The following is a 25,314-nucleotide window of genomic DNA, read 5'->3' on the forward strand; positions in this document are numbered from 1 at the left end:
ACTCCAAACTACCGGATTGTTTATGAAGGTAGGGCGGGTCTGGGGGGGTATGAGTTGGCAGGAGGCGGAACGAGCGTTCACGGACGACGCCATCGCCCGAGAGACGCTCCCCGCGACGTTCGAACGCACCGCGGAGCGGCACGCTGACCGGATCGCACAGCGGTACAAGGGGGGAGTCCACGACCGGTCGCTCGTCGCGTCCGGGGTGGTTCCGGAGGCCCCCGCGGGCGAGTACGCCGACGTGACGTACGCGGAGATGCGGGGGATCGTCCGGAACCTCGCGACCGGGCTGCGCGAGCTGGGCGTCGACGACGACACGCGACTGGCGATGTACTCGCAGACCCGCATGGAGTGGGCTCAGACCGACTTCGCGGCGCTGGCCGCTGGCGCCGTCGTGACGACCGTGTACGCCTCGTCGTCCCCGAGCCAGCTGCGCTACCTGCTGGAGGACCCCGAGGCGACCGTGGTCGTGGCCGAGAACCGCGAGATGCTCCGCGAGGTCCTCGCGGTGCGCGGCGACCTCGAACACGACCTCGACGCGATCGTGACCCTCGACGAGGTCGACACCGACGACCTCGGGGACGATGCCGACGCTGACGTGGACGACGTGTACACCCTCGGCGAGGTCCACGAGCGCGGCGCCGCGGCGTTCGACGAGGCGGCCTACGAGGGATGGCTCGACGCGGTCGGCGTCGACGACCTCGCCAGCCTGATCTACACCTCCGGGACCACCGGGAAGCCGAAGGGGGTCAGGCTCACCCACGGCAACTTCCGGGACAACGTCTCCCAGTGTTACCGGCGGTTCGCGGACCGGCCCGACCGCGACCCGGAGGTGCCCGGCATCTCCGCCGAGTCGACGACGCTGTCGTTTCTCCCGCTCGCGCACGTCTTCGAGCGGATGGCCGGCCACTACATGATGTTCGCGGCGGGCGCGACGGTCGCGTACGCGGAGAGCCCCGACACGCTCCGCGAGGACTTCGGGCTCGTCCGCCCGACGACGACCACCAGCGTCCCGCGCGTCTACGAGAAGCTGTACGACGCGATCCGGGAGCAGGCGAGCGAGTCGCCGGTGAAGGAGCGCATCTTCGAGTGGGCGGTCGACGTGGGCCGCGACCACCACGAGGCCGACGCCCCCGGTCCGCTACTCGACGCCAAGCGGGCGGTGGCCGATCGGCTCGTCTTCTCGTCGGTCCGGGAGGCGATCGGCGGGAACATCGACTTCTTCATCTCGGGCGGCGGGTCGCTGTCGGCGGAGCTGTGCGCGCTGTACCACGCGATGGACCTGCCGATACTGGAGGGATACGGCCTGACGGAGACGTCGCCCGTCATCTGCGTCAACCCGCCCGAGAAGCCGAAGGTCGGCACCATCGGGCCGCCGGTGGTCGACACCGAGATCGCGATCGACGGCTCCGTGGTGGGACAAGAGGTCGCGGACCTGGCCGGCGACGTCGGCGAACTGCTCGTCCGGGGGCCACAGGTGACGGACGGCTACTGGAACCGGCCGGACGCGACCGCAGACGCGTTCGTCGACGCGGACGACCTCCCGACCGACGCCGTCACCGCCGGGACCCCGGCCGACGACCGCGTCGGCGTCGGCGGGGACGGCCCCGGAGACGCGGAGGCCGCCGCCGCGGAGCCGTGGTTTCGCACCGGTGACATCGTCCAGCTCCGCCCCGACGGCTACGTCGCGTTCCGCGAGCGCGCGAAGCAGCTGCTCGTGCTCTCGACCGGGAAGAACGTCGCCCCCGGACCGATCGAGGACCGGTTCGCCGCCAACGAGTTCGTCGAGCAGTGCGTCGTCCTCGGCGACGGCCGGAAGTTCGTCTCGGCGCTCATCGTGCCGAACTTCGAGAGGGTCGAGGCGTGGGCCGAGGCCAACGGGATCGACTTGCCCGCGGAGCGCGCCGCGGTCTGCCGCGACGACCGCGTCCGCGAGCGGATTCAGGAGGAAGTCGACCGCGTGAACGAGGAGTTCGAGTCGTACGAGAAGATCAAGCAGTTCCGGCTCGTCGAGGAGGAGTTCACCGAGGAGAACGACCTGCTCACGCCGACGATGAAGAAGAAGCGACGGAACATCTTAGACCGATTCGCCGACGAGGTCGAGGTCATCTACGAGGAGTAGAGCGGCCGGAACCGGGCAGAACTAGAAACCGATATCCGTCGCGAGAGAGTAAATTCGGCGATGGGTCCCCACGTACCGCCCCGATACGGCTTCGCCGCTCTGGGGGGGTGTTGTTTCGGCCTCGGTGTGCTCCACCTGACTCACGCGGGCCCGACCGTGGGGATCGCACTCGAATCGGTGCTGATACTCGGCCTCTCGGGCGTCGCCTTCTACACCGTTCGCGACCTCCCGCGCTGGGGGATCTCTCGCTCCGGCCAGTGGCGAGCGGTCCGGATCGGCGCGGGGACCGCGCTCGGGTTCACCGGGCTCGCCGCCGTCGTCTGGCTCATTTGGCTGATCGGACACCACGCGTTCAAGCTCCCCTTTCTGCTCTCGTTCGCCGCCAGCCTCGGCGCGGCGGTCGGGTCTCGCGGGAGCCTCTACGCGGTGAAGGCGGACGAACAGCTCACCGAGGCGCAGGAGCTCGCGACGCTGCTCTCGATCAACGACCGGGTGTTGCGCCACAACATCCGGAACGAGCTCTCGGTGGCGCTCGGGTACCTCACCGAGATCGAGGCGGCGGACGACAGCCCGGAGACCCGAGCGCAGGTGGCGACGATCCGCGACCACTTGGAGTCGCTCCTCGACACGAGCGAGCGGACGCGACGGCTCGTGTCGATCTGGCAGACCGACGCGCGCTGCTCGGTGGACCTGGTCACCGTCGTCGAGGAGGAGGTGGCGCAGTTGACCGCCGAAGCGCCCGACGCGACGATCCGCACGGAGCTGCCGGAGCGCTGCGTCGTCCGGACGCATCCGTCCGTCCGGGTCGCGTTCGAAGAGGCGCTGCGGAACGCCGTCGAACATAACGACGACGTGACCGTGACGGTGCGCGTGTGGCGCGACGATGCGGTACACCTCGTCGTCGCGGACGACGGATGCGGCATCCCGCGGATCGAGCGGCGGACGCTCCGAAAATCCGAGGAGACCCCGCTCGAACACACCGAAGGCGTCGGGCTGTGGCTGATCTACTGGGCCGTGAACCGGGCGGGCGGAACGGTCGAGTTCGCGGAGAACGAGCCGGGGGGAACGGCGGTCCGGATCCGCCTCCCCGATCGGCCGGATTCGGACGGCTCGGCCGGCGTCGACTCCGGAGAGGATCGGCGGTGAGAGTGAGGTCGGAAGCCTCGGAGTAGCGGCCGTGCGACCCGTGCGGGAGCGATCTCGGTCGGTTCGGGCGCCGCGTCGACCGCGTGGCGGCGCGAGCCGTTCGCTGGACACCGAGGTCGCGGTCAGTTCGTTAGGCGTGGGAGAAGCGCGCCGTTCGCGTGGCGTTAGGCCGACGACGGCGTGGACTCCGGCTGTTCGTCGCGCTCGACCGAGTCGCCGTCGGCCGGTGTCGACTCCGTCACGGGGTCGCCGAACGCGTACACCGTGTTGTGGCCGGTCACCTCGACGGTGAGGAAGTCGCCGACCTCGACGCCGCGATCGGTCGCGTTCTGGACGATGATCTGTCGGTAGGCGCCGTCGCGGCACTTGACCGAGTCGCCCGTCCCCTCCTCGACGACGAGCACCTCGAACGTCCCGCCGACCATCGACTCGTACGCCTCGCCGACAACCTCCATCTTCAGCTCGGACATCGCCTTCGACCGCTCCTTCTTGACGGTCCCGCCGAGCCCCTTCATGTCGGCCGCGTCGGTGCCGGGGCGCTTCGAGAAGCGGGTGACGTTGATCTTTTCGGGCCGGACCTCGGCGAGCAGGTCCATCGAGCGCTCGTGGTCGGCCTCGCTCTCTGTGGGGAACCCGACGATGAAGTCGGTCGACAGCGTCCAGTGGTCGAGCCGGTCGTCGAAGGTGTCGACGACCTCGCGGAACTTCTCGACGCGGTGCTGGCGGCGCATGTCTTCGAGCACGTCGTCGGAACCGGACTGGACCGGCGCGTGGATGAAGTCGTACAGCTCCTCGTTCTCGGCGAACACGTCGGCCAGCTCCTCGTGGATGCCGTGGATGCCGCCGGGGTTCGCCATCCCCAGCCGCACCCGGAAGTCGCCGTCGATGTCGCAGATGCGGTCGAGCAGCTCGGGAAGCTTCCGGTCGCCGTCGTCCCAGCCGTAGACGCCCGTGTCCTGCCCGGTGACGCGGATTTCCTTCGCGCCGGCGTGGATCAAGGCCCGGGCCTTCTCGACGTTCTCCTCGACCGACGGGGAGTCGACCCGGCCGGTGGCGAACTTGGTGATACAGTACGAGCAGTTGCTCATACAGCCGCGCGCGATCGGGAGGAGACCGACGACGCCGTCGAGGACCGGTTCGGCGTCGGGCGTGACCGTCGGGCACTCGCCGTTGAGCACGTACGAGGGGACCTCGTCCCAGTGGAGGATCTCGGCGTCGACGTCGGCTTCGGCGAACATCTCGCCCTGTGCCAGCGCCATACAGCCAGTAACGACGAGTTCGGCCGTCGTCTCCGACAGCTCCTCGGCGCGGCGGAGCATGTTCCGCTCCGTCTTCTCGACGACGGTACAGGTGTTGAGGATGGCGACGTCCGCGTCGTCCGGGCCGTCGGCCGGGCGGTGCCCCCCGTCGCGGAGGGCGCGCTCGATCTCCCGGCTCTCTCCCCGGTTCGAGCTACAGCCGTACGTTTCGATGTGGTACGTCGCCATCGGAGTGTCCTCACTATCGGTCCCGAGGGCAAAAGCGCGACGGATCGGGGCGTCGGCGGCCCGGCGAGTCGGCCCCGTTCCGCGTCAGTCTTCCGCGACCGCGGCAGTCGGCGCGTCGGCCTCGGAGGCCGAGTCGGCGGTCGCCTCCGGCTCGTCGACGGGGTCGCGCTCGGCCGGCGGAACCGCTTGGTAGACGGACCGGCGGGCGTCGCGGGGGCACAGCCCCTCCTCGACGAGGCCGACCTCGGTGAGCTTCTCGACCGCGAACCGGACGGTGCGGGTCGAGAGGCGGGTCTCCTCGGCGAGACCGGTCTGGTCGAACCGGCCCTCCGCGTCGAGCACGTAGTAGACCAGTTTGGCGCTCGGCGGGAGCGGTTCGAGCAGCTCGCGGGTTCCGTCGTCCATACATTACTTACAGGGGCGAATCGCGCATAACCGTGGCCCGCCTGTGCGCACCCTGCGCACGCCAACCGTCTTTTTATATACTATGATTCAGGGCGGAACTCGAACCGCGCGCCGTCCCTGTCGTCGACCGACAGTTCCCAGCCGTGAGCGGCCGCGATCTCTCGCACGATCGCGAGGCCGAACCCCGTCCCGTCCGGGGTACTCGATCGCCCGTACTCCGTCGCCGCCTCGGCGTCGATGTCGAAACCGCGTCCGTCGTCCGCGACGTAGAAGCCGTCCGGGAGCGATCCGACGGAGACCGTGAGGTCGTCGGCGTCGTCCGAGCCGTGCTCGACGCCGTCGTCGGGCGTTGCCCGACTGCTCGTGGAACCGTGTTCCACGCTGTTCGTAAACAGGTTCTCGAGGAGCGTCCGGAGCCGCTCCGGGTCGGCGTCGACCGCGTCCGTCGCAGCCGACGCGTCGAGCGTGGCGCCCGCCGTGTCGACGGTGCGCCACGCGCGTTCGGCCGCCTCGTCCAGCGGGACGGGCTCGATGTCGTCGACCGTCCGACCCTGCCGCGCCAGCGCGAGGAGGTCGTCTATCAGCTGCGTCATCCGGTCGTGGGCGTCTTCCACCCGATCGAGCTCATCGAGGACCGCCGCGTCGTCGGTCAGCGCCCGAGCCAGGTCCGTCCGGCCGGCCGCGACGTTGAGCGGGTTCCGGAGGTCGTGAGAGACCAGCCCGGCGAACTTCTCCAGCCGGTCTATCTCCCGCTGGAGCGCCGCGTCCCGCTCGCGCAGCTGTTCTGTCCGCTCGGCGTGGTTGAGCGCGACCGTGACGTTCGCGGCGAGGACGCGGGCCAACTGGACGTCCGTCGCGTCGAAGAACTCCGGCTCCCGCGACCCCAACGGCATCACCCCGTGTTCGCCGAGCGGGACGACGAGGAGGCTCCGGTGTTCGCCGTACCCGACCGCGGTGTCGACCGTGTCGAGGTCGTCGACCACGATCGGCTGGCCGGACTCGAACGCCTCCCAGACGCGGCCGTCGCCCGGACCGAACGCGGGGCGGTCGCCGAACGCCGCGGTGGCCTCCTCGCTTATCGCCGTCGGGCGGAGGACGTTCGTCTCCGGCTCGTACAGCCGGACCCCGCTGCTCGGAAACCCGAGGGTGTCGATCGCCGCGCGGGTGGCCACCTCGGCGATCTCCGCCCGCGAGTCGCCGCCGAACATCTCGCGGGTCGTCGCGTGGAGCCGCCGAAGCGTCCGCTCGATGCGTTTCTGGTCGTCGATGTCGGCGTAGACGCTGTAGAGGACCGTCTCGTCCGACTGCTTGACGGGGATGACGTGGAGGATAAAATCGCGAATCCCGTCGACGGTCCGCCGGCGCACTTCGAGCCGCGAGGGCTCGCCGCGTTCGAGGACCGCCTCCGGCTCGAACCGCTCGGCGCTGTCCGGGATGACCTCGTCGCAGACCTCCTCGTACCCGCTGTCGGCGCCGTAGCCGAACGTCTCCCGGAACGCCTCGTTGGCGGCGTCGAGGCGACGGCCGCCCCCGTCGAGGGCGACGGTGCGCACCGCCGGGAGGGGGAGGTCGTGGAACAGCGCCGTCAGCCGATCTCGCTCCCGGCGGAGCGCGTTCTCCGTCTCGATCTGCTCGATGGCGTTGGCCGCGTGGGCCGCCAGCAGCTCCGCGAACTCGACGTCGCGCTCGTCGAACGCGGCGTACCCGTTCGAGACGGCCTGTAACACCCCGTGGGAACCGATAGGGACGCTGATCGCCGACCGGATGTCGTCGGCGACCGGGTCCGCCACCTCCGACCCGGTCCGGCGGTCGGCTCCGACCGACGACCGACCCGGAGACGAGGGGTCCTCCAGTTCGTCCGGGTCCGCTGGGTCGACGCTGAGGTTGTCGACCACCATCGTCTCCTGCTCCGCGACCGTGGTCCCGACGACCCCCTCGCCGATGTCGAACGCCCGGACCTCCTCCTCGCTGACGCTCTCGGAGAGGACGGCCGGGACGACCTTATCGCCGCGGCGGCGGGCGGTGACGCAGCGGTCGAACTCCAAGATGTCCTCGGCCGCGTCGACCGTCCGGTCGAACACCGTCGCAACGTCGGTCACCGATGCCAGCTCCGCCGCGAACTCGTGGATCGCCGTGACCTTCGCGTTCACCTCACGGAGGTCCCGCTCTGCCCGGCGGCGGCCGAGCGCGTTCGCGACGCTGTTCGCGAGCATCTCGTAGCGGTCGCGACCGGCCCCCTTCTGGAGGTAGTCCGTCACCCCAGCGGAGATGGCGTCGCTCGCGATCTCCTCGCTCCCCTTCCCGGTGAACAGCACGAAGGGGAGCCCGGGGTCGACATCGCGGACCGATTCGAGGAACTCGAGCCCGTTTGATCCCGGCATGTCGAAGTCGCTGACGACGCAGTCGACGCGGCCGTCGCGGACCACCTCCAGCCCCTCGTCCGGCGACAGCCGCGTCAGCGTCTCGATCCCGTCCACGAGCCGATCGACGTGCGTGGCCGCGAGGTCAGCCGCCCCCGGCTCGTCGTCGACGAACAGGACACATCGGGACGAGTCGGCGTTCGATCCCGGCGCGTCGGACGCGGCCGCTCCGGTCCCCGCAGAGGCGTCGCCGGGTTCAGAATTCATGTGCGTGTGTTTCCCTACCGGTAGTTTTAGCTTTCGCTCCCGATACCGAAATTGAAAAGCCCGCCGACCGCGGGGCCCTTACAGGAAGTCCTCGACGTGGTCGGCGACCTCCTCGGGGGTGTCACCGACGGGGACGCCGGCGTCGTTGAGCGCGTCGATCTTCGACTGCGCGGTGCCGGTGCCGGAGCCGGAGACGATGGCGCCCGCGTGGCCCATCCGCTTGCCCGGCGGCGCGGTGCGCCCGGCGATGAAGCCGGCGACCGGCGTGTCCATGTGCTCGCCGATGAACTTCGCGGCCTGCTCCTCGTCCTCGCCGCCGATCTCGCCGCACATCACGACCGCGTCGGTGTCGGTGTCGGCCTCGAACGCTTCGAGGGCGTCGACGAAGGACGTGCCGATGATCGGGTCGCCCCCGATGCCGATCGCCGTCGACTGGCCGAGCCCGCGCTCGGTGAGGTTGTCGACGACCTGGTAGGTGAGGGTGCCGGATCGAGAGACCAGCCCGACGTTCCCCTCGGAGAAGATGTTACCGGGGAGGATGCCCAGTTTCGCCTCGCCGGGCGTGATGATCCCGGGGCAGTTCGGACCGATGAGACGGGTGTCGGTCTCGCTCAGGCGCTTGTTCACCTTCGCCATGTCCTGCGTCGGGATCCCCTCGGTGATCGCGACCGCGAGGTCGAGGTCCGTGTCCAGCGACTCGAAGATCGCGTCGGCGGCGAACGCCGGCGGCACGAAGATGACGGAGGCGTCCGCGTCCTCGGCCTCGACGGCCTCGTCGACGGTGTCGTAGACGGGGACGCCGTCGACCTCCTGTCCGCCCTTGCCGGGCACCGCGCCGGCGACGACGTTGGTGCCGTACTCGATCATCTGGCCGGCGTGGAACTTCCCCTCCCCGCCGGTGATCCCCTGGACCACCACTCTGGTGTCGTCGTCGACGAAAATGCTCATTGGGTCACCTCCTCCGCGTTCGCGACCGCTCGCTGGACCGCGTCCTCCAGCGTCTTCTCGACCTCGACGAGGTCGGTGTTCAGAATATCCATCCCCTCCTCGGCGTTCGTGCCGGCGAGCCGGACGACCACCTTCTTGGGGATCTCGTCGAACTGCTCTAGGGCCTCGTTGATCCCCTTGGCGACCTCGTCGCCGCGGGTGATCCCGCCGAAGATGTTGAAGACGACGGCGTCGACGTTGTCGTCGGAGAACACCATGTCGAGCGCCTGCGTGACGCGCTCGGCCTTCGCCCCGCCGCCGATGTCGAGGAAGTTCGCGGGCGCGCCGCCGTAGTAGTCGACGAGGTCGAGGGTCGTCATCACGAGCCCGGCGCCGTTGCCGATGATGCCGACGTTCCCGGAGAGGCGGACGTAGTCGAAGCCGTACTCGCCGGCCTTGCGTTCGAGGTCGTCCTCGTAGGACGCCTCGGCCATGTCGGCCAGGTCGGACTGGCGGAACAGCGCGTCTTCGTCGATGTTCATCACGGCGTCCGCGGCGATCACGTCGCGGTCGCCCGTGATCATCACGGGGTTGACCTCGATCTCGGAGGCGTCGTTCTCCTCGTAGAGGTCGTACAGTGTCGAGAGGATCGAGGCCACGTCGAGCGCCACGTCGGCGTCGACGCCGGCCTCGTAGACGACCTTCCGGGCTTGGTACGGGTGGAGGCCGAACGCGGGGTCGACGTGTTCGCGCGCGATCGCGTCGGGGTTCTCCTCGGCGACCTCCTCGATGTTGACGCCGCCCTCGGTCGACACCATCAGGACCGGCTTCCCCTCGCCGCGGTCCATCGTGACGCCGACGTACAGCTCGTCGACGAAGTCGACGCCGGCCTCGACGAGGACCTGATCGACGGTGTATCCCTTCAGGTCCATCCCGAGGATCTCGTCGGCGTACTGCTCGGCCTCCTCGCGGTCCGTCGCGATCTTGATCCCGCCGGCCTTGCCGCGGCCTCCCACGTGGACCTGCGCCTTGATCGCGGCCGGGTACCCGATCTCGTCGACAGCGTCGAGCGCCTCGTCGACGCTCGTCGCGAGCCGGGAGTCCGGAACCGGGATCCCGGCGTCGGCGAAGAGAGACTTCGCTTGATATTCGTGAAGTTTCATCCGTGTGGGATCGGTACCGACACCGGCTTAAATGGTTCCGATTCGACGCGCCTTCTTTGGCATCGGGCGTCTGCTACCCCCATGGATCCCGCCGAATTCCTCCGGAACGGGACGGTCAGCGTCCCGGCGGGGACGTACGCGGTCTGCCGGACCGACGGCGAACACCCCGGCGCGTTCGCGACTGTCCGGGAGGTCGGTGAGAAGACGGTGGTGGTCGACCAGGACGAGGCGGACGCCGTCGCGACCGACGCGGTCGAGCCCGGGTGGAAGCGCCTCACCTTCGAGCCCGAGCTCCCCTTCGAGCTGGTCTGGTTCCTCGCGGCGGTCGCGACGGCGCTCGCCGAGGTCGACGCCTCGGTGTTCGTCGTCTCGTCGTACGCGACCGACCACGTGTTCGTCAAGCGGGACGACCGCGCCGCGCCCGTCCGGCGGCTGGAAGCACTGGGCTGCGAAGTCGCCGACTGAGGTCGCCGAGCGGGCGGCTCAGTCCTCGTCGCCGAGGATGACGCGGTGGGTCATCGCCTCGGGGGCGAGCACCTCGTCGGCCTCCTCCTCGGTTAGGTAGCCGGCCTCGACCGCGGCCTCGCGGACGCTCTTCCCCTCCTTCAGGGCCGTCTTCGCGACCTTGCTGGCCTTATCGTAGCCGATCGCGGGGTTCAGCGCGGTCGCCAGCGCCATCGACTGCTCGACGCGTTCGCGCGCGAACTCCTCGTTCGCCTCCAGCTTCCCGACGAAGCGCTCGCCGAACGTCTCGGCGACGTTCGCGATCAGCTTCGCGGATTCGAGGAAGTTGTGCGCGATGACCGGCTTGTAGAGGTTCAGGTCGATCTCGCCGCGCGCGGCGCCCGCGGAGACGGCGGCGTCGTTGCCGACGACCTGCTTGTGGACCTGGTTGACCGACTCGGCGACGACGGGGTTGATCTTCCCGGGCATGATCGAGGAGCCGGGCTGGTTCTCCGGCTGCTCGACCTCGCCGAGCCCGTTGCGCGGGCCGGAGGCGAGGAGCCGCAGGTCGTTGGCCATCTTGTTGAGGCTACCCGCGATCGTTCGGAGGGCGCCGTGGCCCTCCGCCATCGCGTCGTGGGCGGCCTGCGCCTCGAAGTGGTTCTCCGCCTCGCGGAACTCCGTCCCGGTCTCGTCGGAGATGTACTCCGCGGCCAGCTCCGGGAACTCGGGGTGGGTGTTGAGCCCGGTCCCGACCGCGGTGCCGCCGAGGGCGAGTTCGCGGAGGTTCGACTGGACGGCCTCGGCGCGCTCGATCCCCTTCGAGACCTGCGTCCGGTAGCCGCCGAACTCCTGGCCGAGTCGGATGGGGGTGGCGTCCTGGAGGTGCGTCCGGCCCGTCTTGACGACACCGTCGAATTCGGTCTCCTTGGCCTCCAGCTCGGCGTGGAGCGTTTCCAGCGCGGGCACGAGGTCCTTCTCGACGGCCTCCAGCGCGGCGACGTGCATCGCCGTGGGGATCACGTCGTTCGAGGACTGGCCGTAGTTGACGTGGTCGTTGGGGTGGACGACCCGGTCGCCGATCTCCGCGCCCGCGATCTCGGCGGCGCGGTTGGCGATCACCTCGTTAGCGTTCATGTTCGAGGAGGTGCCGGAGCCGGTCTGGAACACGTCGACCGGGAACTGGTCGTCGTGCTCGCCCGCGATCACCTCGTCGGCGGCGGCGACGATCGCCTCCGCGGTGTCGTCCTCGACGAGCCCGAGGTCGCGGTTGGCCTGCGCGGCCGCCTTCTTGACGACGCCGAGCGCGCGGATGAACCGCCGGCTCATCCCGATCCCCGAGACGGGGAAGTTCTCGACGGCGCGCTGGGTCTGCGCGCCCCAGTAGGCGTCCGCCGGCACCTGCATCTCGCCGAGGCTGTCCTCCTCCGTGCGGTAGTCGTCTCCCATGCCTCGGCCTTCCCGCGAGACGCTGTAAAAGGTACTGGAAGGCGTCACTCACGTGAAATCGTGCGGTACGGTAGCAACACAATTGCCACCGAGAAGCACGACTTTTACGAGAGTTCCGTCGACTGGCCCGATGGGGCGAGCGCCGCCACGAAACCGCCTGTGGCGCCACACTTGAGATGTATCGGCCGCTCTCGGCCGGGAATTTAACTCGACTAAAACCGGTTCAACTCGGGGCGACGGCGTTCCCGTTATATGCCGGTCCGGCGGCAACGGCCGAGCGCCAATGAGCTCGAACGACTCAGCGATCGGAACGGCGCTCGACCGCGACACGTTCCGGTCGACGAGCAGACTGCTGATCGGCGCGCTGGCGGTCGTCGGCGTGCTCTCGCTCGTGACGCTGCTACCGGGGGTGGACCGGCTCGTCCCGTTCGCGCCGGTGACGTTCGCCGCGGTCGCGACGGGCGTCGTCGCGCTCGCGGTGGCCGGGATCCTCCTGTACGCCGCGCCGAAGTTCGCGCTGCTGACGCGCCTGGCGCTCGGCGAGGCCGACGCGGAGGGGGACGCTCGCCCGGACCGGATCGCCGAGAACGCGGGCGGCGTGGTCCACTGGCTCGTCGTCTTCGGGGCGGTGCTCGTCGCGTACCGCGGGCTCGCGGGCGTCGCGGTCCCCGTGTTGAACGGCGCCGCGTGGGCGTACGACGCCGCCTTCCTGTTCGTCGCGCTCGTCCCAGTGGTGTTCCTCGTCGCCCGCCTGACCGTCACGGTCGACCCGCTCGCTGAACTGGTCGCCGACCGCGTCGCGGGCGGCGCCGGCGCCGCAAATGACGACGGTGCCGGCGACGACGACGAGGTCGACGACTCCGCGGCCGAATTCGACGAGCCGACTGCGAGCGAGACCGGCGAGGACGGCTGACCGAAACGCCGACGCCGCACTCCATTATTTAAAAACGAACGGGAGCGTGACGAGCGCCCCGTTGATCCCGAACGCGACCAGCAACAGCAGCCCGAGCGGCGGATCGTCGCCCGGATAGGTCGCGAGCAGCACGAGCGCGCCGACTCCCAGCGCGGCCAGCCCGAGCGTCAGCGCGGCGTCCGACCACCGGTTCCAGGCGTCGTCGAGCGCGGGTTCGAGCCTCGCGAGCGGCCGGTCGGTCTCGGGGTCGTCGCCAGCACGGTCGGATCGGTCAGTCCACGCCGTATCGTCGACCGGCTCGTCGAGCCACGCGTCGCCTTCGGCGGTCCGTTCCGCTGTTCCACGTGAACCCGAATCCCCCCGGCCGAGCAGCCGCCGGATCCCGGAGCGGCCGGCGGCCGCGAACAGCGCCGCGACCGCGACCGCGGCGAGTCCGCCGAGGACGGTCGCAGAGGTGACGCGCGCCTCGACGGCCAGAAAGAGCGCGACGAACGCCAGCAGCGAGACCGCGGCGAGGACCCCGCGGACGGCGCGGACGAGTTCGGATCGCATCAGCGTGGAGGGTGGAAGCGGGAAGTCGGCGAAAACGCGGCGCAGTTTCAGGCCTCGTCGACGGGGAGCAGCCCGGCATCGCGGAGGTCACCGGCGAGCGCACCGTCGCCGTGCTCCACGTACGCTTCGGGCGTGTACGTCTTGATTTCCAACGCGTGGACCGACTGCGTCATGTGATCGCCGACCGCGTCGTACACGCGCTGGTGCTGGTCGACGAGCGATTCGCCCTCGAAGGCCGGCGAGACGACGACGGCCGCGAAGTGGGCGTCCTCGTCCTCGTCGTTGTGGATCCGGGGCGCGGTGACCCGGGCGACCGCGTCGGGGAGGTCCGCCTCTATGAGGTCGGCCACCCTGTCGGGTTCGATCGGCATGGTCCCGCTCGGTTGCGGAGGGGCAAAAGTCGACCGACCACGTCCGGCGGGGCGAACGCGCTCTGGCAAGGGGAGCGCGCTCAGACGCGGTCGAGCCGCGAGAGCCCGTTCCAGATAGCGTCGACGAGCCGCGACTCGGCGTCGTCACCGGGGGCCGTCTCCTCCCACCCGCGTGCGACGGCGTCCTCCAACACCGCGAGCGAGTGGTTCTCGAAGTTGTTCATGCCGCGGAAGGACTCCAGCGCGTCGCGAGCGTCCTCGCCGAACTCCGCGGTCGGCTCGCCGTCGTAGAAGCCGAGGTCGGCGAGCGCCGACCCGACAGCGACCGCCGTCTCGCCGGCCAGTTCCCGCGTCTCGTCGGGCGCCTCGCGTTCGAGGAGGGTCACGTCGTATATCTTGAACACGCGCTCCAACTCGTCGATCGGCCGCTCGTGGTCGTCGACGCGCACGTCGACCCAGCGGTCGTTCCTGCCGTCGTAGCCGCCCTCGGGCTTCGCGACGTACAGCGCCGCGGACTGCTCGCCGCGCTTGTCGCCACCGGCCTCGTTGCCCGCGTGGAGCGCGGCGATCAACCGTTCCGGGAGCCCCCCGTCGGTCTCCTCGAACGCCGCGGCCATCGCGTCGAGGGTGTCGGCGTTCTCCAAGATGTTCCCCTGAACCGTGTAGTGGTCACCCTGTCGGTCGCCCGCGTGGTCGTGACACTCGTCGCCCGTGAACGCCGCCGGGGGCTCCTCGGGGTCGACGCCGACGATCCCCACCTGCCGCGAGGGCGCCTCGTCGTCGGCGCCCGTGAGCCGGTCGATCGCCTCCGCGGGGGCGTGCCCCTCGCGGAGCAGGTCGAGCCCGTCGGGGCCGTAGGCGACGTTCGCGAAGCTCTGTGTGGCGACCGCGCCCGCGTCGGCGCTGACGAACGGGACGACGGCGCCGACGCCGACGAACTTGGACTGGACCGCGACGCCGACCGCGTCCGTCTCCGGATCGCGCGCGGCGATCGAGAACGTCGAGGGTCGAGGTGGCATACGGAACCGATCGTGGGTGGCGACGAGCATAAATCCGCCCGTCGCGCGAGCCAGAGTCGAGCGCTTCGGGCGGCGTCACGTCGCCACTTCGATCGGCGTCGCCCCCGCCGCCCCGATTCGCGTCACTCCGCCGCCCAGATTCGCGTCACTCCGCTAGCTCGGCCCAGGTCGGGGCCGCGGCGCCGGTCACGTGGATCCGGTCGGCCTCCACGTCCTCGTAGGCCGCGCCCCACCCGCCGACGGTCCACCGCTCGTTGCCGTCGTCGACGGCGATGGAGGCGATCCCCGTCAGCGCCGTGACGCTCGGGGCCTAGTCGGCGCCGACCGCGGCGTCGGAGCGGTGTTCGGCGTCGACGACCTCGCCGACGAGATCGCGGAGCGCTGGGTCGACCTCGCCGCGGTTCTGAACGCTTATCCCCGCCGACCGACTTCCATCGGGTATGAGCGACGACGACGCCGTCGATGTCGAGTCCGCCGACGACGAGGGCGACGCGGCGAGAGCGAACGGCACGGCGGAGGCGACCGCCGACGGAGCGAGCGGGGAGTCGGCCGCCGGCGACGACGGCGGCGCCCGCGCCGAGAGCGAGGCGCTGGCCGCGGCCGTCGCCGAGCACGACGAGGCGCTCGCCCGCGAGGTGGCGGCGCTGGAGGCGGACCTCGCCGAGACCCGCGAGGCGCTCCGCGAGCGCGACGAGGAGGTCGAAGAGCTGACGAGCAAGCTCGCCCGCGTGAAGGCCGACTTCAGCAACTACAAGGAGCGCGCGAAGCGGAAGCAGGAGGACATCCGGGAGCGCGCCTCGGAGGCGCTCGTCGAGCGGCTCACGCCGGTCCGGAACGACCTGCTGCGCGCGCTCGACCAAGACGAGGGGAGCGACCTCCGCCCCGGCGTCGAGTCGACGCTGGAGAAGTTCGACGACGTGCTCGCCGACGAGGGCGTCGAGGCGATCGACCCCGAGCCGGGCGAGGAGGTCGACCCCGCGCGCCATCAGGTGATGCTCCGCGTCGATAGCGAGCGCCCGGAGGGGACCGTCCACGAGGTGTACGAGCCCGGCTACGAGATGGGCGACCGCGTCCTGAGCGAGGCGAAGGTGACCGTCAGCACCGGCGACGGCGAGTAGCGCGGCCCGCTTTTCACGACCGCACCGTCGCCTCGTAGGCCTCCGCCAGCTCGTCGAGGCCCGCCTCCGGCTCGGCGGCGTGGGGGACCGATAGCGGCGAGACGGACACCTCGCCGTCCACGACGGCGCGCCGGTCGGTGCCGACGGGGTCCGGGACGTCGTCGTCGTTCATCAGGCCCCAGATCGGATCGGAGAACCCGACGCGACCGTCCCCGTTCCGTTCCGCGCGCAGCCCGTACCACGTCGAGGGGGTCGTGACGCGGAGCGGCGCGCGGTCCTCGTCCGCGATCGGCGCGTTGACGTTGAGGTAGTCCGCGCGGTCGAACACGCCCGCCTCGACCGCCTCGTCGACGAGGAACCGCGTCGCCCGGGCCGCGTGCGCGAAGTCGGCGCCCTCGAACTCGCGTTTCCACCAATCGTCGCCGCCGGGCACGTACATCGAGGCCGCCACCGCGGGCACGTCGAAGAACGCCGCCTCGACCGCCGCCGAGACGGTCCCCGACCGCCCGAGCGTGTACGCCCCGAGGTTCGCGCCCTCGTTACAGCCCGCGACGACCGCGTCGACCTCCGGGACGAGCTCGTCGAGCCCCGCGACGACGCAGTCGACGGGGGTGCCGTCGACGACGTATCCGAGTTCGTGGTCCTCGACGGCCACGTCCTCGGAGAGCAGACGGCCGACGGACGACTGGTCGGCCGCGGGCGCGACGACGGTCACCGCGTACTCCTCGGCGAGCGCGTCGTACAGCGCGCGCAGTCCCGCGGCGTCGACGCCGTCGTCGTTGGTCAGGAGGATCCGGTCCACGCTCATACCCGTATCAGGGGCGAGTCGGGCAAAAGTCCACCGTCGGTCGGGGCCGCGGCGGTCGGCGAACCGACGGTTCGGGAGGGCCGCACCGAACGGAAAAGCACACGTATCGCCGGACCGACGCGTCGGTATGGGATTCGGGGACACCGCGAAGAAGATCCAGACGCTCGCCGACCGCGCGGAGCGCACCTACAAGAAGATCAGCGAGCTCCGCGACGAGGTCGACGAGACGCAGGAGACGGTGATAGACACCTCCGAGCGCGTCAAGACGCTCGAAAACGAGATGGCCGAGCAGCGGGCCGTCCTCGACGCCGTCGCCGAGGAGGTCGGCGTCGACCTCGAACGGGTGAGCACCGAGGCACACATCACCGACGCGGAGGAGGAACGGACCGCGAGCGACGGCGGCGACGCGGACGACGACGCCGTGTAAACCGCTGCCGCGTAGCCCCCCGGTCAGTCGTCGCTCGCGGCCGGGTCCGACCGCGAGACGACCTCGGCCGGGACCCCCGCGACGGTCGCGCCCGGCGGCACGTCCTCCGCGACGAGCGAGTTCGCGGCGACGCGCGCGCCCTCACCGATCGTGACGCCGGGGAGTACGACCGCCCCGGCGCCGATCATCGCCTGCTCCTCGACGACAACGTCGCCGAGCCGGTACTCCTCGTGGAGGAACTCGTGACACAGCAGCGTGGCGTCGTACCCGATTATCGCGTCGTCGTCGACCCGGATCCGCTCCGGCCAGAACACGTCCGGTGTCGACTCCAGTCCCCACGAGACGCCCTCCCCGACCGCGACGCCGATCCGCCGGAGCAGCCAGTTCTTCAGCCGGAGGCTCGGGCAGATCCGCGCGAGGACGATGACGACGTAGTTGCGGACGACCGCGAGCGGCGACTTCGCGTCCGGCCACGACCACAGGGAGTTCCGGACGCCAGGCGTCGGGAACCTGTCGAGGCGGTCGCTTCGGGACAAATCCTCGCGCGTCGCGTCTGGGTCGTCGTCTGTCACGTCACGCCGTTCGGACGGGGAGGATAAAAGGGTCGCTCCGGGCCGCCGACCCGCCGACCGAGCGGCCGGGCCGGTTCAGGGTCGCAGCTCGTCCATGTGGTCGATCCGGCGCTGGACGAGGTCGGCGGTCCCGATGTCGTGGCGGATGCGGACGCGGTCGCCCGCGGCGGCCAGGGCGTCCTCCGCTTGCGCCTCGGCGGCCGCGATCGAGTCACCGCGGCCGACGACGGCGAACGCCCGCGAGGTGGTGGTGTACAGCCCGCCGTCGCGCTCGTCGACGCTGGCGTAGTAGAGGAGCGCGTCCCCCGCGCTCTCCTCGTCGACCGCGATCGCCGCGCCCGCGTCAGGGTCGGTCGGGTAGCCGTCGGGGACCGCGTACTTACAGACGGTCGCCTCGCCGGAGAAGTCGAGCTCCGGGAGCGCGTCGCCGTCGCGAGCGGCGGCGAGCACGTCGACGAACGGCGTGTCGAGGACGGGCAGCGTGTTCATCGCCTCGGGGTCGCCGAACCGCGCGTTGAATTCGACGACCTTCGGCCCCTCGTCGGTGAGCATGAACTGTCCGTAGAGGACGCCCTTGTAGTCGGGGAGCGCGTCGACGACGGCCTCCAGCACGTCGACCGCGGCCTCGTAGTCGCCCTCGGCCATGAACGGGAGCGAGCGGCCGGTGTCGGTGTACGACCCCATCCCGCCGGTGTTCGGTCCCTCATCGCCCTCGTAGGCGCGCTTGTGATCCTGGACCGCGGGGGTCGTCCGCACGTCCCTGTTCGCGACGAACGCCTGAACCGTGAACTCCTCGCCGACGAGCCGCTCCTCGAGGACGACGCGGTCGTAGTCGGAGTCGCGGAGGTACGCCTTGGCCTCCGCCGCCGTCACTTGGTCGCCGATCACTTTCACGCCCTTGCCACCGGTAAGCCCGGCGGGCTTGACCGCGAGGTCGCCGTCGTACTCGTCGATGTGCTGGCAGGCCGCCTCGGTGTCGTCGAACACGGCGTAGTCCGGGCAGCCGGGGATCGCGTTCCGCTCCATGAACTCCCGCTGGTACGCCTTGTCCGTCTCCAGGCGGGCCTCCGCGGCCCGCGGACCGAACGCGTAGACGCCGGCGTCGTCGAGGGCGTCCGCGACGCCGGCCTCCAGCGCCGACTCCGGGCCGATGACCGCAAGGTCCGCGCCGACCGCGGTCGCGTACTCGGCGACGGCCTCGGCGTCGGTCTCGTCGATCGACTCGAACCCGTCCGCGAGGCGCCGGATCCCCGGGTTCCGGACGCTCGCGCAGGCGTACAGCGCGCAGTCGTCAGCCACCGCTCGGGCGATCGCGTGTTCGCGGCCGCCGCCCCCCACAAGCAGCACGGTCTCCGTCATGCCCGACGGGTGACCGCACGGTAGTGTAAACCTTACTCTCTCCGCGGCCCGATATATGCTCGTTCGTGGATACCCGCGTCGCGGGCGGCGGCGCTCGGCGCGCCCCGGACGCCTTTTGTCGCGCCGGGCCGAACCGGGCCCATGTCACAGCCGACCGAGCGGAACCGCCTCGACGGGGAGGCGAGTCCCTACCTCCGACAGCACGCCGACAACCCCGTCAACTGGCAGCCGTGGGGCGACGCGGCGTTCGAGCGCGCCCGCGAGCACGACGCGCCGGTGTTCGTTTCCATCGGCTACTCCTCGTGTCACTGGTGTCACGTCATGGCCGAGGAGAGCTTCGAGGACGAGTCGGTCGCGGCGGTCGTGAACGACTCGTTCGTCCCGATCAAGGTCGACCGCGAGGAGCGCCCGGACGTCGACAGCACGTTCATGACCGTCTCCCAGCTCGTCACCGGCGGGGGCGGGTGGCCGCTCTCGGCGTGGTGTACGCCCGAGGGGAAGCCGTTCTACGTCGGGACGTACTTCCCGCCCGAGCCGCGGCGGAACCAGCCCGGGTTCCGCGAGCTCTGCGAGCGCATCGCCGACTCGTGGAGCGACCCCGAGCAGCGCGAGGAGATGGAGCGGCGCGCCGACCAGTGGGCCGAGAGCGCGCGCGACGAGCTGGAGTCGGTGCCGACGCCGGAACCGCCGGCTTCGGAGGAGGGGGGCCCCTCGCCGCCCGGCGACGACCTGCTCGACACGGCCGCGGCGGCCGCGCTGCGCGGCTACGACGAGGAACACGGCGGCTTCGGGAGCGGCGGCGCGAAGTTCCCGATGCCGGGCCGGATCGACCTCCTGATGCGGGCGTACGCCGGCCGCGGCCGCGACGCGCTCCTGTCGGCCGCGACCGGAACCCTCGACGGGATGGCCGACGGGGGGATGTACGATCAGATCGGCGGCGGGTTCCACCGCTACGCGGTCGACCGCGAGTGGACCGTCCCCCACTTCGAGAAGATGCTGTACGACAACGCCGAACTACCGATGGTCTACCTCGACGGCTACCGGCTCACCGGCGACCCGAGGTACGCTCGCGTCGCGAGCGAGTCGCTAGCGTTCCTCGACCGCGAGCTGCGACACGAGGGCGGCGCCTTCTTCAGCACGCTCGACGCGCGGAGCCGACAGCCCGCGAGCCGCCGGGACGACGGGGATGCGAGCCGCGGAGACGGCGAGGGCGCGAGCGACGGCGAGGACGTGGAGGGCGCCTTCTACGTCTGGACGCCCGAGGAGGTGGACGCCGTCCTCGACGAGCCGGCGGCGTCGCTGGCGAAGGAGCGGTACGGGATCCGGCCCGGCGGGAACTTCGAGCGCGGCACGACGGTCCCGACGGTCGCGGCGTCGGTCGCGGAGCTGGCCGCGGACCGCGAGCAGTCGCCCGAGGCGGTCCGCGAGACGCTGACCGAGGCGCGCACGGCGCTGTTCGACGCCCGCGAGTCGCGACCGCGGCCCGCCCGCGACGAGAAGGTGCTAGCGGCGTGGAACGGGCGTGCGATCTCGGCGTTCGCGCGGGCCGGGGACACTCTCGGCGAGCCGTACGCCGAGAGCGCCCGCGAGGCACTCGACTTCTGCCGCGACCGGCTCTACGACCCCGACGCCGAGACCGGCGCGCTCGCCCGGCGCTGGCTCGACGGCGACGTGCGCGGGCCGGGGTACCTTGACGACTACGCGTTCCTCGCCCGCGGCGCGCTCGACACCTACGCCGCGACCGGCGACCCGGAGGCGCTCGGATTCGCCTTAGATCTGGCCGACGCGCTCGTCGCGGAGTTCTACGACGCGGACGACGATACGATATACTTCACGCGCGACCTCGACGGGGACGGGACCGGCGGGGCGGGAGAGCGCGCCGACGCGGGCCCGCTCATCGCCCGGCCGCAGGAGTTCACCGACCGGTCGACGCCGTCGAGCCTCGGCGTCGCGGCCGAGACGCTCGCGCTCCTCGACGGGTTCCGGACCGGCGGGGAGTTCCGGGAGATCGCCGAGCGCGTCGTGACGACCCACGCCGACCGGATCCGCGGCGGTCCGCTCGAACACGCCTCGCTCGTCCGGGCCGCGGACCTCGTCGAGACCGGGGGGATCGAGGTGACGGTCGCCGCCGACGAGGTGCCGGACGAGTGGCGCGAGACGCTCGGCGAGCGGTACCTGCCGGGCGCGCTCGTCGCGCCGCGCCCGGCCACGGACGCGGGGCTTGACGAGTGGCTCGACCGCCTTGACATGGTCGAGGCCCCGCCGATCTGGGCGGACCGGGACGCGACCGACGGCGAGCCGACCGCCTACGTCTGCGAGGGGTTCGCCTGCTCGCCGCCCCGGACCGACCTCGACGCGGCGCTCGCGTGGCTCGGCGGCGACGAGTGATCCGCGAACCGGTCGGGAGCCGGAACCGTTTAGCCGTCTCGGGACGGTGATTACGGGCGTGTACGACTTCGTCGTCGTCGGAGCGGGGCCGGCCGGGTCGCGGTTCGCGCGCCGGGCCGCCGAGGCGGGACGCGAGGTCCTCCTGCTGGAGTCGGGGACCGTCGGCGAACCGCTGGCCTGCTCCGGCCACGTCTCGACGGACCTCTGGGAGTACGTCGACGACGGGGCGGTAGACCGGCTCCGGCAGAACCGAGTGTTCGGCGCGCGGTTCCACGTCGGCGGGCCGGAGTCGGCCCCCTATCCGTTCTACAAGCGGGAGCCCGTGTCGAACGTGATCGACCGGGTCGGCCTCGATCGGACCTTGGCGGACCTCGCCGAGGACGCGGGCGCGGACCTCCGGGAGGGCCACACCGTCGTCTCGGTCGACGAGCGCGGCGACCGCGTCGTCGTCGAGGCTAGCCTCGCGGACGGCGCCACCGAGCGCTTCGAGGCGCGCATGGTCGCCGGGTGCGACGGTCCGACCTCGCGGGTGCGCCGCGCGCTCGACCTCCCGGAGCCGGACGAACTGCTCCACGGCGTCCTCGCGTTCGACGACGCGGCGGACGCGGGCGACTACGTCGACGTCCACCTCACCGCGCCGACGTTCTTCGCGTGGCGGATCCCCCGCGGCGACGCCGGCGTCGAGTACGGGCTCGCGGCGCCGCCGAGCGAGGACGTGTCGGCGGGCTTCGACCGGCTCACGGACGCGTACGGCGCGACGACGGACCGTCGCTGCTCGGGCGCGATCCCCGTGGGACCGCCGGCGCGGACGACGAGCGACCGCGGCTTCCTGATCGGCGACGCCGCCGCGCAGACGAAGCCGTTCACCGGAGGCGGAATCTTATACGGGATGCGCGCGGCCGACGTCGCCGCGGCGGCGATCGACCCGCGCGACCCGGCGACGCTCGCCGACTACGAGTCGCAGTGGCGCGAGGAGCTGTCGACGGAGATCCGGCTCGGGAAGGCGATACGGCGGTGCTACTCGCTGCCGGAGCCGGTCCAGCGGGTCGGGCTGCGGGCGCTCTCGGGCGAGATCGGCGTCCACATGGACGAGCCGTCCTCGTTCTTCTCGCCGTCGAACCTCCGGGCGCTGTTCTCGCGGGCCGAGCCGCCCGAGGAAGGCCGCGTAGAGAGAGACGCGTGACGGCGGCCTCGAAGGGTCTCGCGACCTCGCAGCGCGGCGCTACTCCTCGACGACGTTCGCGAACGAGACGTTCTCCCGGACGCTCGTGATCTCGACGGTCGGCTCCTCGCCGGGCTCGGCGTCGGGGACGATGACGACGTAACCGCGTTCGATCTTCGCGATCCCGTCGCCCTTGTCGCCCAGCGTCTCGATCGTCACCTCGCGGACCTCTCCCTCCGAGACGGGCGGGTCGGGTTGGACGGCCCCGGCGGCCCCGCGAGAGGTGGGTCGATCGCCCCCGTCGGACGGGGGGCCGCTGGCGTCGGCGTCGGCGTCGGGAACGGACGACGCGGCCCCGTCGTCGGCCGCCGCCGACGGCTCGCCGTCGGAGCGGTCGAGGACGGCGATCCGGTACGTCTCGCCGACGCTGACGCTTCCGTGTTCGATCTCCGACGCGGGGACGGTGACGACGTAGTCGTCGCCGCGGGACTCGACCCGACCCGTGTACAGACACGCGAGAGAATCCGTGATTTCGACCATGCCCACCCGTTGCGCGCACGGGGATGAAAAGCCACCTGTTCAAGCGTCCCACGCCCGATGGTAAACGTTTACCCTGTTCCGAATAAATCGGGGGGTATGAGCCGGAACTACGAGTCGCTCCACGACCCGAACGCGGAGTACACGATGCGGGAGCTCTCCGCCGAGACGATGGGGACCACGGGGACGCGCGGCGGCGATCGCAACGTCGAGATCACGGACGTCCAGACGACGATGGTCGACGGGAACTTCCCGTGGACGCTCGTCCGCGTCTACACCGACGCGGGCGTGGTCGGCACCGGCGAAGCGTACTGGGGCGCCGGCGTCCCGGAGCTGATCGAGCGCATGAAGCCGTTCGTGATCGGCGAGAACCCGCTCGACATCGACCGCCTCTACGAGCACCTGATCCAGAAGATGTCCGGCGAGGGCTCCGTCGAGGGCGTCACGGTCACGGCCATCTCCGGCATCGAAGTCGCGCTCCACGACCTCGCCGGCAAGATTCTCGACGTGCCCGCCTACCAGCTGCTCGGGGGGAAGTACCGCGACGAGATGCGCGTCTACTGCGACTGTCACACCGAGGACGAGGCGGACCCCGAGGCCTGCGCCGACGAGGCCGAGCGCGTCGTCGACGAACTCGGCTACGACGCGCTGAAGTTCGACCTCGACGTCCCCTCGGGCCACGAGAAGGACCGCGCGAATCGCCACCTCCGCCCCGGCGAGATCCGCCACAAGGCGGAGATCGTCGAGAAGGTCACCGAGCGCGTGAAGGACAAGGCGGACGTCTCCTTCGACTGCCACTGGACGTTCTCAGGCGGCTCCGCGAAGCGCCTCGCGGACGCCATCGAGGAGCACGACGTGTGGTGGCTCGAAGACCCCGTCCCGCCGGAGAACCTCGAAGTCCAGGAGGAGGTCACGAAGAACACGGTCACGCCGATCGCGGTCGGCGAAAACCGCTACCGCGTCACCGAGCTCCGCCGGCTCATCGAGAACCAGGCGGTCGACATCGTCGCGCCCGACCTGCCGAAGGTCGGCGGCATGCGCGAGACCCGCAAGATCGCCGACATCGCGAACCAGTACTACGTGCCGGTCGCGATGCACAACGTCGCCTCGCCGGTCGCGACGATGGCCGCGGCGCACGTCGGCGCCGCCATCCCGAACTCGCTCGCCATCGAGTACCACTCCTACGAGCTCGGCTGGTGGGAGGACCTCGTCGAGGAGAGTGTGATCGAGGACGGGTACATCGAGGTGCCGGAAGAGCCGGGCCTCGGCGTCACGCTCGACATGGACGCCGTCGAGGACCACATGGTCGAGGGCGAGACGTTGTTCGACGAAGCGTAAGCCGAAGTCGAACTCGATAGGAGAGCGAATCTCCGATTCGCGTCGTTCGATCCGGCGTAAGCCGGAGCGAGCCAGCAGCGCGAAGCGCTGCGCTGTTTGACGAGGCGTAAGCCGAAATCAAACGAGGAAATAGCTGCGTTTTCGAAGGTCGCTCTCTCGAGGGCGTGAGCGACCGCGTCAGGCGTCCGCGACGATCCGGTCGAGGGGGACCGGCTCCAGCCCGCGACGGTCGAGTTCCGTCTCGATCTCTTGTACCCGGGGATCGATCACGTCGGGCTCGTGGCTGTCGGTCCCGACGCTCACGTCGACGCCGGCGTCGACGAGGCGGTCGAGGAAGGCGGGGGCCGGGTGGAACTCGCCGTAGCCGTCGAGCAGCCGCCCGGCGTTGATCTCCGGGACGGTCCGCGAGTCGCGGAACGCCTCGGCGACCGCGGCGTAGTGGTCCTCGGTCGCGAACCCGCGGAGGTGGGGGTTGCGCTCGACCAAGTCCGGGTGCGCGGCGATCGCGAACAGCTCCGACTCGACCAGGGCGACCAGCTTCTCGAAGTACCGGTCGACGAGTTCGCGGCGCTCCGCCTCGGGCTTGTCGGCGAAGTGCGAGCGCGTGTGGACGTTGACGCCGTCGAGGTCGTGGACGCTGCCGACGGCGTAATCGAAGTCCGCCTCGTCGAGGAACTCGGCGATCGCGTCCGCGTGTTCGGGGTCGTAGTCCATCTCCGCCGCGTCGAACACGTCGACGTCGACGTCGTCGCGGACCGACTCGATCGCGTCGCGGCGCCGCTCGTAGGTCAGGTCGAGGTTGAACCCGAACGCGCGCTTGTGCTCCCGCGCGTTCGGCGCCGGCGAGACGTTACAGTGGTCTGCGAGCCCGATCCCGTCGAGCCCGGCGTCCGCGGCGGCCTCGACCATCCACCGGAGGAACGCCCCGTCCGAGTAGTTCGTGTGGGCGTGGTAGTCGTACACGACGGCAGTTCGTCTCG

At 70.7% G+C, this 25,314-nt stretch carries 24 protein-coding genes; 9 read left to right on the forward strand and 15 right to left on the reverse strand.

Features of this window, described 5'->3' with window-relative positions:
• Positions 1-49: 49 nt before the first annotated feature.
• A complete protein-coding gene (locus EXE47_RS11015; protein ID WP_137708278.1) occupies positions 50-2,122 on the forward strand; it encodes a long-chain fatty acid--CoA ligase in 2,073 nt (690 codons plus the stop codon).
• Between the two features lie 60 nt (positions 2,123-2,182).
• Positions 2,183-3,268 carry a sensor histidine kinase KdpD gene (locus EXE47_RS11020; protein WP_137708279.1) on the forward strand — a complete coding sequence of 362 codons (1,086 nt, stop codon included), beginning with the start codon at positions 2,183-2,185 and terminating at the stop codon, positions 3,266-3,268.
• Positions 3,269-3,432: 164 nt separating this feature from the next.
• Here the strand turns inward: EXE47_RS11020 and EXE47_RS11025 are convergent, their stop codons facing one another.
• The 5 genes from EXE47_RS11025 to sucC all read right to left on the reverse strand — a co-directional run bounded on the left by EXE47_RS11025 (position 3,433) and on the right by sucC (position 9,877).
• Complete coding sequence (locus tag EXE47_RS11025; RefSeq protein WP_086220498.1) at positions 3,433-4,755, reverse strand: tRNA (N(6)-L-threonylcarbamoyladenosine(37)-C(2))-methylthiotransferase; 1,323 nt, start codon at positions 4,753-4,755, stop codon at positions 3,433-3,435.
• A gap of 84 nt (positions 4,756-4,839) precedes the next feature.
• Complete coding sequence (locus EXE47_RS11030) at positions 4,840-5,160, reverse strand: hypothetical protein (RefSeq protein ID WP_049929458.1); 321 nt, start codon at positions 5,158-5,160, stop codon at positions 4,840-4,842.
• Between the two features lie 80 nt (positions 5,161-5,240).
• Positions 5,241-7,787, reverse strand: a complete 2,547-nt coding sequence (locus tag EXE47_RS11035; RefSeq protein WP_137708280.1) for a GAF domain-containing protein — start codon at positions 7,785-7,787, stop codon at positions 5,241-5,243.
• Positions 7,788-7,865: 78 nt separating this feature from the next.
• Positions 7,866-8,735: a succinate--CoA ligase subunit alpha gene (gene sucD, locus EXE47_RS11040; protein WP_049929456.1), complete on the reverse strand. Its 870-nt coding sequence runs from the start codon at positions 8,733-8,735 to the stop codon at positions 7,866-7,868.
• Positions 8,732-9,877, reverse strand: coding sequence for an ADP-forming succinate--CoA ligase subunit beta (gene sucC / locus EXE47_RS11045; protein WP_086220948.1), 1,146 nt, complete (start codon positions 9,875-9,877; stop codon positions 8,732-8,734). Before sucC ends, sucD begins: the two co-directional genes overlap by 4 nt.
• A gap of 81 nt (positions 9,878-9,958) precedes the next feature.
• Between sucC and EXE47_RS11050 the strand changes: the two genes are divergently transcribed.
• Positions 9,959-10,342, forward strand: a complete 384-nt coding sequence (locus EXE47_RS11050; RefSeq protein ID WP_137708281.1) for an ACT domain-containing protein — start codon at positions 9,959-9,961, stop codon at positions 10,340-10,342.
• Positions 10,343-10,360: 18 nt separating this feature from the next.
• On the opposite strand, the gene EXE47_RS11055 is transcribed toward EXE47_RS11050, so the two are convergent.
• Positions 10,361-11,770 (reverse strand): class II fumarate hydratase, encoded by a 1,410-nt coding sequence (locus EXE47_RS11055; protein WP_086216726.1) that lies wholly within the window; start codon positions 11,768-11,770, stop codon positions 10,361-10,363.
• 283 nt (positions 11,771-12,053) lie between these two features.
• Here EXE47_RS11055 and EXE47_RS11060 point away from each other — a divergent pair, with 283 nt between their 5' ends.
• Entirely contained in the window at positions 12,054-12,683 is a 630-nt protein-coding gene (locus tag EXE47_RS11060; protein ID WP_137708282.1) for a hypothetical protein, read from the forward strand.
• A 24-nt stretch (positions 12,684-12,707) separates the two neighbouring features.
• On the opposite strand, the gene EXE47_RS11065 is transcribed toward EXE47_RS11060, so the two are convergent.
• The 4 genes from EXE47_RS11065 to EXE47_RS19210 all read right to left on the reverse strand — a co-directional run bounded on the left by EXE47_RS11065 (position 12,708) and on the right by EXE47_RS19210 (position 14,917).
• Positions 12,708-13,235, reverse strand: a complete 528-nt coding sequence (locus tag EXE47_RS11065) for a hypothetical protein (protein WP_049929451.1) — start codon at positions 13,233-13,235, stop codon at positions 12,708-12,710.
• A gap of 47 nt (positions 13,236-13,282) precedes the next feature.
• Positions 13,283-13,606, reverse strand: a complete 324-nt coding sequence (locus tag EXE47_RS11070) for a BolA family protein (protein ID WP_049929450.1) — start codon at positions 13,604-13,606, stop codon at positions 13,283-13,285.
• An 80-nt stretch (positions 13,607-13,686) separates the two neighbouring features.
• Positions 13,687-14,625, reverse strand: coding sequence for a DUF1028 domain-containing protein (locus tag EXE47_RS11075; protein WP_049929449.1), 939 nt, complete (start codon positions 14,623-14,625; stop codon positions 13,687-13,689).
• A 145-nt stretch (positions 14,626-14,770) separates the two neighbouring features.
• The gene (locus EXE47_RS19210) at positions 14,771-14,917 is read right to left on the reverse strand and encodes a TrmB family transcriptional regulator sugar-binding domain-containing protein (protein ID WP_303647939.1); all 147 of its coding nucleotides are present in this window, start codon (positions 14,915-14,917) and stop codon (positions 14,771-14,773) included.
• Positions 14,918-15,065: 148 nt separating this feature from the next.
• Here EXE47_RS19210 and EXE47_RS11085 point away from each other — a divergent pair, with 148 nt between their 5' ends.
• Positions 15,066-15,743 carry a nucleotide exchange factor GrpE gene (locus tag EXE47_RS11085; RefSeq protein WP_137708283.1) on the forward strand — a complete coding sequence of 226 codons (678 nt, stop codon included), beginning with the start codon at positions 15,066-15,068 and terminating at the stop codon, positions 15,741-15,743.
• Positions 15,744-15,756: 13 nt separating this feature from the next.
• Here the strand turns inward: EXE47_RS11085 and surE are convergent, their stop codons facing one another.
• On the reverse strand, positions 15,757-16,551 hold the full coding sequence (surE, locus tag EXE47_RS11090; protein ID WP_049929447.1) for a 5'/3'-nucleotidase SurE: 795 nt from the start codon (positions 16,549-16,551) through the stop codon (positions 15,757-15,759).
• Between the two features lie 127 nt (positions 16,552-16,678).
• On the opposite strand from surE, the gene EXE47_RS11095 reads away from it, so the two are divergent.
• Entirely contained in the window at positions 16,679-16,978 is a 300-nt protein-coding gene (locus tag EXE47_RS11095; protein ID WP_086216810.1) for a DUF5798 family protein, read from the forward strand.
• A gap of 23 nt (positions 16,979-17,001) precedes the next feature.
• Here EXE47_RS11095 and EXE47_RS11100 read toward each other — a convergent pair whose 3' ends face one another.
• The gene (locus EXE47_RS11100; RefSeq protein ID WP_049929445.1) at positions 17,002-17,550 is read right to left on the reverse strand and encodes a DapH/DapD/GlmU-related protein; all 549 of its coding nucleotides are present in this window, start codon (positions 17,548-17,550) and stop codon (positions 17,002-17,004) included.
• Positions 17,551-17,625: 75 nt separating this feature from the next.
• Positions 17,626-18,909 carry a phosphoribosylamine--glycine ligase gene (gene purD / locus EXE47_RS11105; protein ID WP_094494898.1) on the reverse strand — a complete coding sequence of 428 codons (1,284 nt, stop codon included), beginning with the start codon at positions 18,907-18,909 and terminating at the stop codon, positions 17,626-17,628.
• A gap of 141 nt (positions 18,910-19,050) precedes the next feature.
• On the opposite strand from purD, the gene EXE47_RS11110 reads away from it, so the two are divergent.
• Together EXE47_RS11110 and EXE47_RS11115 are read left to right on the forward strand one after the other, a co-directional pair.
• Positions 19,051-21,297: a thioredoxin domain-containing protein gene (locus EXE47_RS11110; RefSeq protein WP_137708284.1), complete on the forward strand. Its 2,247-nt coding sequence runs from the start codon at positions 19,051-19,053 to the stop codon at positions 21,295-21,297.
• Between the two features lie 58 nt (positions 21,298-21,355).
• Complete coding sequence (locus tag EXE47_RS11115) at positions 21,356-22,480, forward strand: geranylgeranyl reductase family protein (RefSeq protein ID WP_049929442.1); 1,125 nt, start codon at positions 21,356-21,358, stop codon at positions 22,478-22,480.
• Positions 22,481-22,519: 39 nt separating this feature from the next.
• Here EXE47_RS11115 and EXE47_RS11120 read toward each other — a convergent pair whose 3' ends face one another.
• Complete coding sequence (locus EXE47_RS11120) at positions 22,520-22,999, reverse strand: TRAM domain-containing protein (RefSeq protein ID WP_049929441.1); 480 nt, start codon at positions 22,997-22,999, stop codon at positions 22,520-22,522.
• 96 nt (positions 23,000-23,095) lie between these two features.
• Here EXE47_RS11120 and EXE47_RS11125 point away from each other — a divergent pair, with 96 nt between their 5' ends.
• Positions 23,096-24,334, forward strand: a complete 1,239-nt coding sequence (locus EXE47_RS11125) for a mandelate racemase/muconate lactonizing enzyme family protein (protein ID WP_089307595.1) — start codon at positions 23,096-23,098, stop codon at positions 24,332-24,334.
• A gap of 177 nt (positions 24,335-24,511) precedes the next feature.
• Here EXE47_RS11125 and EXE47_RS11130 read toward each other — a convergent pair whose 3' ends face one another.
• Positions 24,512-25,297: a PHP domain-containing protein gene (locus EXE47_RS11130; RefSeq protein WP_049929439.1), complete on the reverse strand. Its 786-nt coding sequence runs from the start codon at positions 25,295-25,297 to the stop codon at positions 24,512-24,514.
• Positions 25,298-25,314: the final 17 nt, after the last annotated feature.

The organism is Halorubrum sp. GN12_10-3_MGM (assembly GCF_005435235.1).
Classification (GTDB): Archaea; Halobacteriota; Halobacteria; order Halobacteriales; family Haloferacaceae; genus Halorubrum; species Halorubrum ezzemoulense.